Source organism: Cytobacillus sp. C11.1, assembly GCF_058145115.1.
Map to the genome: position 1 here is coordinate 1,567,227 of NZ_CM176935.1, position 14,275 is coordinate 1,581,501.

The 14,275-nt window shown below is 42.0% G+C and carries 14 protein-coding genes and 1 pseudogene; 8 read left to right on the plus strand and 7 right to left on the minus strand.

Going from position 1 to position 14,275, the window contains the following annotated elements; all coding sequences use genetic code 11:
- Positions 1-21: 21 nt before the first annotated feature.
- From AC3ZVC_RS07700 to AC3ZVC_RS07710, 3 genes are all read left to right on the plus strand, one after another.
- Positions 22-756 carry an amino acid ABC transporter ATP-binding protein gene (locus tag AC3ZVC_RS07700; RefSeq protein WP_394139709.1) on the plus strand — a complete coding sequence of 245 codons (735 nt, stop codon included), beginning with the start codon at positions 22-24 and terminating at the stop codon, positions 754-756.
- A 234-nt stretch (positions 757-990) separates the two neighbouring features.
- Positions 991-1,869 carry a GNAT family N-acetyltransferase gene (locus AC3ZVC_RS07705; RefSeq protein WP_490068860.1) on the plus strand — a complete coding sequence of 293 codons (879 nt, stop codon included), beginning with the start codon at positions 991-993 and terminating at the stop codon, positions 1,867-1,869.
- A gap of 74 nt (positions 1,870-1,943) precedes the next feature.
- Positions 1,944-2,579, plus strand: coding sequence for an adenine nucleotide alpha hydrolase family protein (locus tag AC3ZVC_RS07710; RefSeq protein ID WP_490067778.1), 636 nt, complete (start codon positions 1,944-1,946; stop codon positions 2,577-2,579).
- A gap of 94 nt (positions 2,580-2,673) precedes the next feature.
- Here the strand turns inward: AC3ZVC_RS07710 and AC3ZVC_RS07715 are convergent, their stop codons facing one another.
- From AC3ZVC_RS07715 to spoIIP, 3 genes are read right to left on the minus strand one after another with little or no spacing between them, the layout of a single operon-like run.
- On the minus strand, positions 2,674-3,429 hold the full coding sequence (locus AC3ZVC_RS07715; protein WP_490067779.1) for a (S)-benzoin forming benzil reductase: 756 nt from the start codon (positions 3,427-3,429) through the stop codon (positions 2,674-2,676).
- A 57-nt stretch (positions 3,430-3,486) separates the two neighbouring features.
- Positions 3,487-3,672 carry a hypothetical protein gene (locus tag AC3ZVC_RS07720; RefSeq protein ID WP_490067780.1) on the minus strand — a complete coding sequence of 62 codons (186 nt, stop codon included), beginning with the start codon at positions 3,670-3,672 and terminating at the stop codon, positions 3,487-3,489.
- On the minus strand, positions 3,656-4,792 hold the full coding sequence (spoIIP, locus tag AC3ZVC_RS07725; protein ID WP_490067781.1) for a stage II sporulation protein P: 1,137 nt from the start codon (positions 4,790-4,792) through the stop codon (positions 3,656-3,658). Before spoIIP ends, AC3ZVC_RS07720 begins: the two co-directional genes overlap by 17 nt.
- Before the next feature lie 130 nt (positions 4,793-4,922).
- Between spoIIP and AC3ZVC_RS07730 the strand changes: the two genes are divergently transcribed.
- The 5 genes from AC3ZVC_RS07730 (at position 4,923) to AC3ZVC_RS07750 (ending at position 8,969) form a co-directional block, all read left to right on the plus strand.
- Entirely contained in the window at positions 4,923-5,534 is a 612-nt protein-coding gene (locus AC3ZVC_RS07730; RefSeq protein WP_490067782.1) for a LysE/ArgO family amino acid transporter, read from the plus strand.
- 14 nt (positions 5,535-5,548) lie between these two features.
- Entirely contained in the window at positions 5,549-5,695 is a 147-nt protein-coding gene (locus AC3ZVC_RS07735) for a hypothetical protein (RefSeq protein WP_490067783.1), read from the plus strand.
- A 170-nt stretch (positions 5,696-5,865) separates the two neighbouring features.
- Positions 5,866-6,624 carry a FixH family protein gene (locus AC3ZVC_RS07740; RefSeq protein WP_490067784.1) on the plus strand — a complete coding sequence of 253 codons (759 nt, stop codon included), beginning with the start codon at positions 5,866-5,868 and terminating at the stop codon, positions 6,622-6,624.
- A gap of 105 nt (positions 6,625-6,729) precedes the next feature.
- Positions 6,730-7,512: a DUF4931 domain-containing protein gene (locus AC3ZVC_RS07745; RefSeq protein ID WP_490068861.1), complete on the plus strand. Its 783-nt coding sequence runs from the start codon at positions 6,730-6,732 to the stop codon at positions 7,510-7,512.
- Between the two features lie 284 nt (positions 7,513-7,796).
- Positions 7,797-8,969 carry an FtsW/RodA/SpoVE family cell cycle protein gene (locus tag AC3ZVC_RS07750; RefSeq protein ID WP_214723866.1) on the plus strand — a complete coding sequence of 391 codons (1,173 nt, stop codon included), beginning with the start codon at positions 7,797-7,799 and terminating at the stop codon, positions 8,967-8,969.
- A 37-nt stretch (positions 8,970-9,006) separates the two neighbouring features.
- On the opposite strand, the gene AC3ZVC_RS07755 is transcribed toward AC3ZVC_RS07750, so the two are convergent.
- From AC3ZVC_RS07755 to AC3ZVC_RS07770, 4 genes and pseudogenes are all read right to left on the minus strand, one after another.
- Positions 9,007-10,065 carry a Ger(x)C family spore germination protein gene (locus AC3ZVC_RS07755; protein ID WP_490067785.1) on the minus strand — a complete coding sequence of 353 codons (1,059 nt, stop codon included), beginning with the start codon at positions 10,063-10,065 and terminating at the stop codon, positions 9,007-9,009.
- Positions 10,062-11,165 (minus strand): GerAB/ArcD/ProY family transporter, encoded by a 1,104-nt coding sequence (locus tag AC3ZVC_RS07760; RefSeq protein ID WP_490067786.1) that lies wholly within the window; start codon positions 11,163-11,165, stop codon positions 10,062-10,064. The genes AC3ZVC_RS07755 and AC3ZVC_RS07760 overlap by 4 nt, the downstream gene beginning before the upstream one ends.
- A 63-nt stretch (positions 11,166-11,228) precedes the next feature.
- Entirely contained in the window at positions 11,229-12,722 is a 1,494-nt protein-coding gene (locus AC3ZVC_RS07765; protein WP_490067787.1) for a spore germination protein, read from the minus strand.
- 519 nt (positions 12,723-13,241) lie between these two features.
- A pseudogene (locus AC3ZVC_RS07770) lies at positions 13,242-14,212 on the minus strand (ABC transporter substrate-binding protein).
- Between the last annotated feature and the right edge of the window lie 63 nt (positions 14,213-14,275).

Genomic DNA, 14,275 nt, shown 5'->3' on the forward strand with positions numbered 1-14,275 from the left:
GGCTAGACAAGGAGCAATTCAATGATTAAGATAAAGGATTTGCATAAGCAGTTTGATCAGCTAAAAGTATTAAAAGGAATTAATCTTGAAGTGGCTAAAGGAAAAGTTGTAGTGGTGATTGGACCGTCTGGATCAGGTAAAACAACATTATTGCGCTGCCTGAATGTACTGGAACAGCCCACATCTGGGCAAATTGCGATTGAGGATCAAGTTCTTGATTTCTCACAGCAAGTGCCAAAGAAGAAGATCCCTTCTTTTCGCCGCCTTACCGGAATGGTTTTTCAGAACTACAATCTCTTTCCCCATATGACTGCACTCGAAAATATCATGGAAGGACCTGTAACAGTTAAAGGTGAAAAGAAGGAAGCTGCCAGAAAAAAGGCCGAAATGCTTTTAGGGAAAGTAGGTTTGGGTGATAAGATCCATTATTATCCCTTTCAGCTTTCGGGAGGCCAGCAGCAGCGGGTAGGGATTGCAAGGGCACTTGCTATGGAACCAAAGGTCATGCTCTTTGATGAGCCCACTTCTGCCCTTGACCCTGAGCTTGTTGGGGAAGTGCTGAAGGTGATGAAGGATCTTGCCAATGAAGGAATGACGATGGTCGTTGTTACCCATGAAATGAGATTTGCCAGAGAAGCAGCAGATGAAGTCATTTTCATGGATGCCGGCGTGGTAGTGGAACGCGGCAATCCTGAACAGATATTCTCTAATCCAAAAGAGGCTCGCACCAAACAATTTTTAAATCTGATCCAATAAACAAAAACTCCGCTGATAAACAGCGGAGTTTTTACATATTATCTGCGTTCTCCCTCATAGAATGGCGATTTTCTCTTTTGCAAAAAAAAATGCTTCCAATTTGGAAGCGAAAAAAAGGGGGATTTACACTTGTAGGAATAGTATGTCCAGCCCTATTATTCTTTATTCACGTTTCTATAAAAAAATTCAAAAAAATCTGCTATTCTAATTAGTATAGGGGGAAGGAGCTTGCCTATGCTGAATTTTATCAAAGACTATAAACACCATGAACTGTACCGGGAGAGCTTTAACAGCCTTGCCTGCAAAGTATTCGGAATCACTTTTGAACGCTGGTATAGGGAAGGGTTTTGGGGAGATAGTTATATTCCCTATTCCTATGCGGACAAAGATGAGATTGTCGCCAATGTATCTGTTCATTTTGTTAACCTATTGATACACGGGGAAATCCATAAAGCGATCCAGATCGGAACTGTCATGACACATCCGGATTATCGGGGCAGAGGGCTATCTATAGATTTGATGAATAAGGTAATCAATGATTATGAAAACAAATGCGATCTAATATATTTATTTGCCAATAGGTCTGTGCTTAACTTCTACCCGAAGTTTGGCTTTAAGCCTTATGAAGAAAAGCTTTTTTGGATCGGTACCGGTGACCTTATACCTTCATCGCTGGATGGCATCCGAAAGCTAAATGGTTCGAACAGCGAAGATCTTCAATTCATTCAAAAGTTTGCCTCCAAGAGAATGCCCCTCTCGACCAGCCTGGCAGCTGAGGGTACGGATGACATTCTTATGTTCTACTGCAGCAATGTTTTCAATGAGGATATTTATTGGCTCGAGAATGAAAGAGCGATCGCTCTATTAAAAGAAGAACAGGGAACGCTGCATGTCTACGATGTGATCTCCCACGCAATGATACATATAAAACCTGTCCTTTCCAAATTCATTTCAGGCAGTACGAAACAAATCCTGTTCCATTTCACCCCTGGCTTTCCGGATATTAATCCAGCAGCAAGAAGCTTTTATCCGGATGAGGTGCTTTTTATCCGCGCCACAAAAGAACTGATGCTTCCGGTCAATTTTAAGCATCCGCTGACATCACAGGCTTAGCTCTGGAAGAATAAGGTTTATTCCCCTGTTAGAGTGCTATACTAATTATAGGATCAGGTGAGAGAGGTGTGGAGATGAGAGAAAATATTTTAGTATGTGTCAGTAATCCCAACAATGCGGAAAGGTTGGCCCAAAGAGGAAAAATCTTAAAAGACGCTTTTCAGGGTGAAGGGTATATTCTCTCGGTAGAAAACCAGAAGGATGTAGATCTTGACTTTAATGAGCTGCAAACAAAGTTTCTATTCGAAAGTTTAGCAGAAAAATACGGACTGCAAATGCTATCGAAGTATTCAGAAGGCAAAAAAATTGCCAAAGTGATAGCGGACGCGGCACAGCAATATAAGATCACCCAGATTATTCTTGGGCAGGCTGTCCAGACCAAGCTTGAACGAATGGTAAAGCATTCGCTTATCAATGATTTATTCGAGCTGCTGGAAGGGGTGGACGTCCATGCAGTGGAGGTAACGAGAAAGATCCATAATCCATCAGAGGATTGGGATAAAGGCTTTCCGGCCCAGCTTGTCAAAAAAGGTTCTGAATACCATTTAACAATCGGCGAAAAGCATGAGAAGGGTATCGACGGAATTTTCTTTAAAGAGTTATCTTCTGACTTCTCGAACGGATTTTTCGTTATTCAAAAAGATAAAAACCATGAAGTCGTCCGGATTCACCATGGTGTCGTGGACAGTGATATTTTAGGAAAAGAATAACTTCTATAATTGTCTAGCTCCAGGTGCCTTGTGCTTTTCTAATTAAAATGCCGGCTGTTCAAAAGACCAGCCGGCTTCGCTATTGGAGCTACTATCAGATCAAGTCGTTCACATAATAAACTTTTCCGCTTTCAATCTCCTTATTCAGCATAAGGTCAATCAATGCATTTGCCACGGTATCTGTGTCTCTAAGCATGCCCTTTTCCTTGTATGTTTGGAACTTTTCAAGGTCATGAAAATCTTCCTTTGCCGAGGAACGGATGATGCCCTGCATATCTGTGTCCATTACTCCAGGGCTGTAAGCGATGATTTTATGGCTGCTGCCTGCTGTTTGCTGCTCCAGTGCGGCTGTTTCTGTGAACATATTTATTCCTGCCTTTGTGCTGCAATAAGCACTCCAGCCCTGAATTGGCCTTTCTGCCGCGCCCGAAGTAATATTGACAATCGTCATATCCCGTAAAGCTTCACCCAGCAGAATGTTAGAGATCATGAAAGGTGCGATTAAGTTGACGTGAACATTTTGAATTAAAGCCTTGTGGTCCAGGTTGCCGGCTGTCCCGATTGGATCAATGACTCCGGCATTGTTAAAAACATAAAGAGCTTCCGGCTGCTTTTCCCGCAATAGCCCTGTAACTTCCCTAAAGACGGATTCCACTTCCTCAGGCGAAGCCAGGTTGCAGAAATAGTGACCGTAGAAGACTTGATTCTCTGCAGCAAACTCTGTCAGTTCCGGGTTTTCTGTTCTCGATACAGAGATGATGCCTGTTCCTTCTTTGATCATTCTCTTTGCGATGGAAGCTCCAAGGCCTTTGGAGGCGCCTGTAATTATGGCCAGTTTCAATTTAATCACTCCTATTTCCTGTCTTATTATGTCTATTAAAACAGAAAATAATAAATATTGCCTGCATCAGCTATTGCGGTTCGGCCCGTATTGTTTCATTTCGTCTTCTATTAAGTTGATAATCGAGAGAATGACTCCCGAGAGCAGGCAGGCAACTGTGAGGGTGCTGAGGCCAAACAAAAGGTAGGTAATAATGGTGCTGAAGAATGTAAACAGGAGGCAGTAATGGCTTGGTTTAATTTCCTTCCGCATTGACCGTCTCTGCCTTCCAGTAATATTCGCTGAACACTTCAGCAAAAGCCTCAATCGAATGGTTCAGCTCATCCAGGTTATTTTCCACTCCTCCGAATTCCAGCAGAAGGGCTCGCTCGGAAAGGTCCTGGTTATATATGCCGTTACCCTCGCTTTTCCCTTTTACGAAGACTCCCCTGCTGATCCCTTTATACTTTGCCTCAAGTGCTTTATGGAGCTCCGAGGCTACTTCCAGGTTTTGCTCGTAATTTTTATGCTCTTTTCCAACGACAAAAAACAGCCGTGCATACTGCTTCTGGCCGATTAAAGCCGTTGTTTCCTCCCGGGGAAGTGAATCCCTGTGAATATCAATTAAAAAGTTTACGTCCTTATTCTCAGCCATGGCGGTTTGTACAGTCTCCCTTGAAAGAGAATAAGAGTTTTCCCAGCTCCAGCCCTTCTTTTTTAGCTCTGCGGCTGTATTCGTTTTATCATGCTCAGCGCCTATGCCTTTTCTCGCAAGCTCTTCACTCAGCTTTTTCCCGACAGCTATCACATTAACCTGTTCATTTGGGCTGACCGCTTCATTTGATTCCTTCACATCTTTTAAAAGCGGTGCAAACGACTCCCAGCTATGAGAATGATAGATGAGGACACTTTTTTTATCCGGAATGACTGGCGGGGCGGCGAGGCCCCCGCTATCCCCATTATTCAGAGCAAGCTCTCTTTCTTTTAAAAGAACTTCAAGAGGCGGTGCAGACTCTACCGGGAGATTGGTAAAATCGGTTCCCTCTCCGGCAACGGCAATGCCGGTGTCAAAGATAGAAAAACCAGGCAGTTCGCGTCCAAGGAATGTTCTGACGTCCTGTGGCTGGGTGTTGGTGGCCAGCTTGAAGAGTGTTCCTGAAAGGGAATAGCTTTCGGTTGGCACATCCCGGTAAAAATAATGGTTTTCTGCTTTCAGGAAGTGGATGAACAGCTGATCTGCCTTAATATCCTTTAGCAGCAAATTCATATGGGATGAAGTAAAGGCAGACGGATAAAATGTTACAAGCCCAGCAAGAACCATAACCGCACAAATACTGAACACCCAGCTGTTTATGTAAAAGAAAACAGAATGGACTCTTAATTTTGAATTCATTTGGATCCCTCCATCTCTTCAAATATATGACGGATAAGCTAATTTAGAAGATGAGCAGGAAGGAAAAAGGGAAATGGGAAACGAATAAAAAAAGGTCCATTGTAAAAGAAGCACGAAAGGAATTATTAGTATGTTGACTGCAATTGTCCATGGCTTTGTGCTTGCATTTGGCTTGATTTTGCCTCTTGGTGTCCAAAATGTCTTCATCTTTAATCAGGGTGCACAGCAAAAACCATTTGTAAAAGCCCTTCCTGCCGTTGTTACAGCGTCACTTTGTGATACGATGCTGATTTTGCTGGCTGTGCTGGGAGTGTCAGTCGTTGTCCTGGCTAATGCCGTTCTTAAAACTGTTCTTCTTGGTGCGGGAATTTTGTTCTTGATCTACATGGGGTTTGTAATATTTAGAAACAAACCTGCCACCCAGGAAGATGCCGCAGCTGCTAAGTATTCTCCAAAGAAACAAATCCTGTTTGCTGCCTCCGTTTCTTTATTAAATCCGCATGCCATTCTGGATACAATTGGGGTCATCGGCACCAGTTCCATCAGCTACAGCGGTCAGAATAAATGGGCCTTCGCAGCAACTTGCATAGTCGTATCCTGGCTTTGGTTCACTGGCCTGGCATTGGCGGGCAAGGTAACCGGGGAGCTGAAATCAGCGGGTACTCTTGCTGCCATTAATAAAGTGTCCGCCTTGATCATTTGGGGTATGGCATTGTTTCTGTTTATTGATCATTTTTTATAAAAGGAGAATGCAAGATGAATTCCATTTTAGAAGAGGTCAGTGAGGAGCAAAAGCATGTGCTTGGAAACCTCCTGGAGTACTATGTGTATGAATTTACTACTTATCTGGATATCGACTTAAATGTGGAAGGACGATACGGCTTTAAAGATCTGGATCTATAAATGACCTTGCTTCCGTTTAATATTAGCAAACCCGTGTAATGCTTTTGAAAATTTTTAACAAGAGACCTATAAGGGTCTTTTATTTTTTGAAAAAATTTCATCGTTCTATCACAAATTCCTTTTATATTTACGTTATAAAATGTAAATACAGAAAAAGAGAGGGAAACAAATTGAAAAAATTAATCGTTTTTATAATGGCAAGTTTCTTTATTCTTGGAGGATGCAGCCAGTTCAGCCAGGAAGAGGCCAATGAGAGTGCAGAGACCCCTCAGGTGATTGAAGCGATCTTGCAGGTGCCTGAAACACTGGAAACAAGTGAAGAAGCGTCCCTTTTTGTTACTGTGAAACAAGGCAATGAAGCCGTTACAGATGCAGATGACGTGAAATTTGAGGTTTGGAAGGAAGGCAAGAAAGAAGAAAGTGAAATGATAGAGGCGAAGCATAATAAAGAGGGAAAATATATGGCTGATTATGTATTCGCCGATGAGGGCATCTACTATGTGCAGTCCCATGTTACAGCAAGAAGCCAGCATACGATGCCTAAGGTTTCTATCCAAGTTGGAGACATGAAAGCTGAGAATAATGGCCATGAACATGTGGAAGAAGAGCATAAAGAAAGCCACTCCCACGGCCATGACGGAGAAGTATCCATAGAGCTGAAAACATCTGACCATGTCCATGCAAAAGAGAAGACTGATTTGTCAGTAATGCTTGATAAAGAAGGTAATCCGCTAACAGAAGCTAAAGTTAAGCTCGAAATCTCCCTTGATGGTTCTACACCTGAATGGGTTAACCTAACCGAAAGTAAAGAAGGCGAATACACAGCTGACCATCAATTCTCAGAAACTGGCACATACATCATCACCATCCACGTCGAAAAAGGCGAAGACCTCCATGAACACACCGAAACAAAATTAACGGTAGAATAAAAGTACCAGGTACCTATACCAGTTGGCCGAACTGGTACAGGTACCTGGTACTCGTTTTCATGATAAAATAGGGGGAGAGATTATAGAAAAGCAGGTGTAAGAGTGATGGCAGATACGCATTTGCATTTTAATACCGGGATTGGAGTCCAGAAGCCTAATAGTATTCGGAATAAGGATATTAGCTGCCCTTTTTGTGCGAGGGAGGAGCTGACGGATATTATTGAGATGCAGGATTCAATCATTTTATTGAAAAATAAGTATCCTGTGCTGGAAAATGCATATCAAACAGTTTTGATTGAAACGGATCAATGTGACAGTGAGCTTTCTGTGTATCCTGAGGAGCATTTAATCAGGCTTATTTCATTCGGGTTAAAACACTGGAGTGAAATGGAAGATAGTGGAGAGTATGAATCTGTCCTTTTTTTTAAGAATCATGGACCTTTATCGGGAGGAAGCGTTGCCCATCCGCATATGCAAATTGTTGGGCTTAAAAATATCGATTATAAGGAAAAAGTCCATGCAAACGATTTTGAAGGGCTTCTCATCCATGAAGAAAGCGGAACGGTCTTCACGTTATCGACTTCACCTAGAATCGGCTTCTATGAATTCAATGTCAAGCTTGCCGATGAGGAGGATATTCCGTACTTCGCCAAATGTATCCAGACTGCGGCCCATTACATTTTAAATGGCTTTCCTTTTCCAAGCAACAGCTACAATTTGTTCTTTTATAGGCTGGGCAAGGATATTTACGCCAAAATCGTTCCGCGTTATGTAACCACCCCTATTTTTATCGGCTATAGCATCCCTCAGGTCCCCAACAACCTGGAATGGATGAGAGATGACATTAAAGTGCGTTATTTCAGCGGTGATTATAAAAATAGGTCCTAATCCACCCAGAGAAAACGGCTTTGGGCACCAAGGCTGACCTGCAGCAGTGAGTGCTAGGCAAAAGTAATCATTTTGGTTTCGCAAAAACTTGAAATAATACCCATTGCCTCTTTAGAAGTTGTGATTTATCTCTATAAAAAATATAATGGAATATTGTAGCGAGGATTAATGAGAGGTACATAAACAAATTTCTGGATTCCCTCATTTCCATCCTTAAGCTGCGTCATACTCCGTTATGCCTGGCAAAATTCCAAAGGCAGATGGTTTTTTAAAGGAGAATGATTATGACTTCTAATCGGCATACACCCCCTAAGCTTGATTGGGGCTTAGTATTAATATTGATGCTTTTATTTTTAGTAAGCGCGATCTCGATTTACAGCGCGCAGACAACGGGACAATATACTGAAAATTTCCTTTTGAAGCAGATTGTCTGGTATATCGTTGGAACAGGGATCATTGCCGCTGTTATCACATTGGACTCTGACCAGCTAAAGAAGATTTCCTGGTATGTCTACGGCCTTGGCATCCTGCTGCTCGGCTTTTTGATTATTGCGCCAAGCAGCATTGCTCCTGTCATCAACGGAGCCAAGGCTTGGTATAAGGTTCCTGGGATGGGCTCCCTGCAGCCGGCAGAGCTCGTTAAGGTGTTTATTATCCTTGTTCTGGCAAAAACGATTGATGATCATCATCAAAAAAATGCCATTAAAACCATACAGACCGATTTATGGCTGCTTATTAAACTGGTCGGTTTAACCATGGTACCGCTCATGCTTGTCATGCAGCAGCCGGATTTGGGTACAAGCCTGGTTTTTCTTGCGATTATGCTTGGCCTGATTTTTATATCGGGAATCAGCTGGAAGCTGCTGGCTCCGATTTTTGGCACAGGAGCTGCACTGGCCGGCACCATCCTTTATTTCGTCCTCTGGCATCCTGACATTCTTGAGAAATATCTGGGAGTCAAGGAATATCAGTTTGCGCGTATTTATTCCTGGATTGATCCCTACAATTACCAGAGCTCAACAGGGTTCCAGCTTACCCGGTCTCTCCTTGCCATTGGATCAGGAGAAACAAGCGGCAAAGGGTATGGAACAAGGGAAGTTTATCTGCCTGAAAGCCATACTGACTTTATCTTTAGTATTGTAGGCGAAGAATTTGGGTTTATTGGAGCAAGTATTGTAGTCAGCCTTTTCTTCCTGCTGATTTATCATATTACCAAGATTGGCATGGAAACAAAAAACAACTTCTATACTTATATTTGTGTAGGGGTAATCAGCATGGTCACCTTCCATGTCTTTCAAAATATCGGCATGACCATCGGACTTTTGCCAATTACGGGCATTCCGCTTCCATTCATCAGTTATGGGGGAAGCTCGCTTATGGGGAATATGCTGGCTATGGGGCTTATATTCTCAATCCGCTACCATTATAAAAAATATATGTTCTCAACGAGCGACTAAAAAAGAGCGGGCCCGAAATTAAACGGCCGCTCTTTATTTATTCAATAACACCTGTTTCTTCAATCAGCACATTACATCTAACATTGAAGCTCATATTCTTGTAGTCATCTTCCCATTTCTTAAAGTCAAAATTTCTGTTCTGCGATTTCTTTAATTGGCCTATGCCGATTGGATCGATCCCCTGCTCCTGAAACCTTTTCAAGAGCTTTAAGCATTTTGTTTCCACTTCTTTCTCCAGATTTTTTTCAATCTTTTTTATCACGTCAGGAGTTAAAGCATCACCAGTGAACTCACGGATAACGCCCCTGATTTTTATTTTTATATCTGCTTTATTGTCTAGAATTTTTATTTTATGCTTGGATCTGATGCTTTTTACGGCAGCCTTAGCATCTTTGGATACAGAAACATCAAAATTGCCTTCGCTGTATTTGTCCACTAATAATTTAAAAAAGAACAAATTTTCTACTCGCAGGATATCTACTTCTTTATCCTCCTTAAATAGGCTAATACCGGAGATCTCCACTTTATCCTTGCTGACCTGTTTTAAACGCGGGAGGAACGGGTCCTTTCCTTTTTGGTAAAAATCATGGGCAGCCAGGTGCAGGTTGGTCTTTGGAATATCCCTTTTTTCGACGTTATGGCTAATCATATTATATATGTAGGTGGAATTCCCCCTTGATCCATATTCACCTTTTAATAGATCTTCAGTTTTTCCATCCGAGGTGGCAACAAATAATCTCGCACCGATGCTGGCATCTCTTTGCAGAGAATCCACAATATCATACATTCCCTTTTTTACAACTTCAGGACCGAAGATCGCCAGTTTTAAGCCGCCGGTGACTACAGGTTCAGAAGACTGTTTGGATATTTCCATTCTTATGTCCTGCCTTATAGTGCCCTCACCGCTGAAGGTACGGTTAATCACGCTCTTATCAGGCTGGAATTCCTGGAACAGAACAGTGCCTCTGTATTTATCTTCAGAATCCTCCAGCATGTCATAGCCAACAGCTACCTCAATATTAATATCATCAAGAATTTCTTTTTCTACACATCCTGTAAGAAGCATGGCAAGAAATAATATCAATAGCTTTTTCATTTCTTCTTTCCCTTCTTCTTCAGTTTTTTTGCTATCATAATTGCGAAAAAGAGCATGGGGATATAAATAAAGGTAAACGCAAATCCTATTTTTCCTATATTGTTGTTGAGCATGTTTATTTTTTCGCGTGTATCCAGAAAAGTAATTAAGAACAGAACCGCCCCTACAATAAAGAACACGCCTATTTTTTGCCTGATATTAAAAATTCTTTTTACCAGGCGGGAAGCAATCCACATCGAAATGCAAACATTGGGAAGAATGACTAGATTCCAGTTTGCAATGCCGATATATTCAAAGCGTTCTACAAAGGGCATTTCAACTATTTTCCACATAGTAAGTGTAGCCCAGATTTGTTTTGCCAGCTGTTCTTCTGCAAAATAGGCAAAAGTGATAATTGCTAAAACTGTATAAATGAGGGTAGTGGCCAAAACAGCCAGATGGGCCCATTTTTGGGATTTTTTTGGCTCTTTTATAAAAGGGTAGAAAAACAAGATGATTTCAAACCCAATAAAAGTAAGCGACATATGAAAGGAGGCTGTTAGAATCTCCTTGATGGAATGGTCCCAAATGGGCAAGAGATTATAGAAATTGGCGAATTTGGTAGCCCAGCCAAATGTCAGAAGCAGATAAGCAGGAAGGACAAGGCCGAAGAAGGCTGTCCCGACTACAGTCCGAAATCCGCCAAAAATGATATAAACACAAAGGATCATGAATCCCAAAGAGAACCAGAATGTGTTTAATTCCGGGAACATCCACACCTGAATAACCTCAATAAATGTCCTGACAACTGTTAAGCTGTATAGGATGTAATATCCAATGAAAATGGAGCTGAGGGCCTTGCCGAAGAAATTTCCTAACAGAAATTTATGGGCAGTTACGATGTCCCCGTTAACCGCTTCGCAAATTTTATAGATCATCCAAACAATGACATGAATACATCCCCCAGCAAATAGGATAGATATCCATGCATCATAGCCGGTATCCATGGCAATAATTCGCTGATAGCCCAGGACACCGATTCCAATTTGCATAGACATAATCATATAAAATACCAAAAAAGGGGATATCTTCAGTCTGTCTGGTACTGCCTGCTCCTGCATCTGGTTCACCTCCGCTCCATGCTTGTTAACGGGTGGATCATTATTTGGGCTAGCACTTTCGTGTTATTCATCAATATCCTTTTTCTCCTGTGCCTTTTTCTTGCTAAACCGGATAGGATTTTTTGTTCTTAAATAGATAGGCCTCTTGGATTGCCTTTCAAATGGCAGTCTGATAAGCGCATCTTTCATATCTACAACCCGAGGAGGGTAGAGCGGCTCAAGAAACGGCCTTCCAAGTGAAGTAAGCCGCACTAAATGGGTCAGCAGTAAACAGAAACAGAAAACGATTCCCAGCAGCCCCCAAAGCTCGGCAAAAAATAAGAAAGGGAAGCGCAGCAAACGGATTGTGTTGCCCATCCGATAAACAGGTGTCGTAAAGGAAGCGAGAGCGGCAAGGGCAACGATAATGAGGAGGACGTTACTTGTCAGGCCAGCTTCTACTGAAGCCGTTCCGATAACGATTCCGCCCACGATACCGATTGTCTGGCCGACCTTGGTAGGCAGCCGGGCCCCGGCCTCACGCAGCAGTTCAATTGTCAGTTCCAGAAACAACGCTTCAAGAATAGGTGGGAGGGGAATCTCCCTCCTTGACGTAATCAAAGTACTTAGTAAATCTTTTGGAATGAGTTCATAATGATAAGACAAGGTCGCCACATAAATGGGCGTTACAAGAATTGAAAAAGCAACCGCAAACAGACGAATTAGACGGAAAAAGGATGATAAAATCCAATTTAAAAAATAATCTTCAAATGAACTGAAGAATTCAACCAGAGTAGTTGGCGTGATTAGAACATGGGGCGATCCATCCACCACAATGGCAATTTTCCCTTCAGCCAGAATGCCCGCCACCCGGTCGGGTCTTTCCGTATCCAGAAGCTGAGGGAAAGGGGAGTTCGAGTTATCCGAAATAAGCTGTACAATGTAGGAACTGTCTGTTATGGCATCAAACTTTACATTCGATAGCCGCTGCCTGACGGTATTCACATTGTCCTCGTTTGTAATATTTTCCATGTACAGCATCACGACACTGGTTTTTGACAAACTGCCAAGTTTAAACTCCTCGATTATCAGTTCTTTTACAGGAAGGCGCTTGCGGATTAAATTCAAATTTTGCCCGAGAGACTCAACGAACGCTTCCTTAGGCCCAATAACGGAAAACTCAACCTCCGGCTGGCTGATTCCCCTGACAATTTCTTTTTGCGCTGCGATAAAGCCGAAATGCTTAAGCTCTGTTTCAATTGTCAGCATCACATAGCCGTTCATAACCTTTTGTTCGATTAAAGAAGGGTCATCACAAATTTGGACATCGGCAACAGGTACCAGCTGTTTAATATCCTCAATTTCCCGGAATTCCTCATCCAGCAGATTTGGGAGAATACCTTCCTGAATGATATTTTCATCCACCAAAGTAGACATGAACGTAAGCCCAAATCGAACATTTGTTTTTTGGTTATAATAAAAAACTTTCTTAAAGTCTTTAGATTTTATAAAGGACTGTTCCCATTCCTTGTGCTGAACATCCTCTTTAATTCGCTTATTTTTCAACCATCTTTTCATAGCAAAATCACCATCATTTTCGGCATTACGCTTATTGTTGCCGGTTTTGGAAAACTTATGAATGGAAGGCAATAAAAAAGTGGGGAGTGTCTTGAAAAGGGGAGACGGAGCAATTATTTTATTTTTGGTCTGTTAAAATGTCCTGTTGATTTCCGCTCCAATCAACAGGGTACCCTAATCAAAATGAGTTTTATATTCCTATATAAAAAAAAGGCAAATTTGGCCGTAAAAAAGGAACCTGCACAAGACAGGTTCCTTTATATATGAGCTCTCATAAAAGAGGGGGATTATGGGAGCGCAATCACTAAGTTTTTATTTGAAAAGAGAGTAGTGGTTGATTTCCGCTCCAGGATGCTCAGCGAACCGCGGGGCGGGCGGTGAGCATCTTCGGCGCGCGGCGCCTGTGGGGTCTCACCTGTCCCACTCCTCCCGCTGGAGTCTCGCACCTTCCGCTCCAATCAACCAACCTTGTACCCTTTTAGAAAAGAGCCTTAGAGCAACAAGTTTCGAAAACAGCTTTTACTTAACAAGATATTTCTCAATGTCATCCAGAAGCAGGTTTGCCGCAATGACGCCGCCGGCAGTATTCCAGATGGTGTCGCTGACTTGATAAACATTGCCTTCCTGGGCAACTTTCAGATTTTTAAATAACGGATCTCAATCCATTCCTTTTCAAGCTGGCTTGCTTCGCCGTCGCCTGTTTCATACGTGAAGTAGAACAGTACATCTCCATCCATAGCCGGGATTCGTTCTTTTGTGGCATTTTTTTCAGCAAAGTCATCAACATTTTGGCTTTCAGGACGTGCAAGGCCGATTTGGTCTAGAATAACTCCGGAAAATGAATCTTTATGGTAAATACGGACATCGCCGGCCATAAAGCGGACAATCGATACTTCCTGACTTAATTTGTCGCCAAGGTTTGTTTTAATCTCTTCAATGCGGCTGTCATAATCAGCAATAACCTTTTGCCCTTCTTCCTCTTTATTAATTGCCTTTGCATATAGCTCAAAGTTTTCCTTCCAGTTTCCGCGCAATGTTTCAGCAAAAATGGTAGGAGCAATGTCATTTAATTGATCATAGATTTTTTCCTGGCGCATCTTGTTTCCGATAATAAGGTCCGGCTGAAGTGCAGCGATTGCTTCAACATTTACTTCGCTTTCTGTTCCAACAACCTGGACATCTGTCATATCATCTGCGATGTGCTCATACCATGGATCACCTGTCCAAGACTGTACAGCTCCCACTGGAGTAACGCCCAAGGATAAAAGAGCTTCAGTTCCTTCATTTGTTAAAATGACAACTTTTTCAGGGGTTTTCTCCAAAGTAGTAGTTCCCATTGCATGCTCAACAGTATAGCTTGTATCTGCTGTTTTGTTTCCTTCGTTTTCTTTTTCAGCAGCCTGATCATCTTGTTCATTGTTATTTCCGCATGCGGCTAAGAACAAGATAGTCAAAACTGAAAGTATGGCAAGTAAAGATTTAAATTTCATAATGCATCCTCCAATATGTATTGTTAATGATAATCATTTTCATTTGACAACTTTATAATAAAA

Bases quoted from the DNA above. Each gene is read 5' to 3' on its own strand.
- AC3ZVC_RS07750 (WP_214723866.1), top strand. From the start codon at position 7,797: ATGACTTCTAATCGGCATACACCCCCTAAGCTTGATTGGGGCTTAGTA.
- AC3ZVC_RS07745 (WP_490068861.1), top strand. From the start codon at position 6,730: ATGGCAGATACGCATTTGCATTTTAATACCGGGATTGGAGTCCAGAAG.
- AC3ZVC_RS07720 (WP_490067780.1), bottom strand. From the start codon at position 3,672: ATGCGGAAGGAAATTAAACCAAGCCATTACTGCCTCCTGTTTACATTC.
- AC3ZVC_RS07705 (WP_490068860.1), top strand. From the start codon at position 991: ATGCTGAATTTTATCAAAGACTATAAACACCATGAACTGTACCGGGAG.
- AC3ZVC_RS07760 (WP_490067786.1), bottom strand. From the start codon at position 11,165: ATGCAGGAGCAGGCAGTACCAGACAGACTGAAGATATCCCCTTTTTTG.
- AC3ZVC_RS07700 (WP_394139709.1), top strand. From the start codon at position 22: ATGATTAAGATAAAGGATTTGCATAAGCAGTTTGATCAGCTAAAAGTA.
- AC3ZVC_RS07765 (WP_490067787.1), bottom strand. From the start codon at position 12,722: ATGAAAAGATGGTTGAAAAATAAGCGAATTAAAGAGGATGTTCAGCAC.
- spoIIP (WP_490067781.1), bottom strand. From the start codon at position 4,792: ATGAATTCAAAATTAAGAGTCCATTCTGTTTTCTTTTACATAAACAGC.
- AC3ZVC_RS07755 (WP_490067785.1), bottom strand. From the start codon at position 10,065: ATGAAAAAGCTATTGATATTATTTCTTGCCATGCTTCTTACAGGATGT.
- AC3ZVC_RS07730 (WP_490067782.1), top strand. From the start codon at position 4,923: ATGTTGACTGCAATTGTCCATGGCTTTGTGCTTGCATTTGGCTTGATT.
- AC3ZVC_RS07735 (WP_490067783.1), top strand. From the start codon at position 5,549: ATGAATTCCATTTTAGAAGAGGTCAGTGAGGAGCAAAAGCATGTGCTT.
- AC3ZVC_RS07710 (WP_490067778.1), top strand. From the start codon at position 1,944: ATGAGAGAAAATATTTTAGTATGTGTCAGTAATCCCAACAATGCGGAA.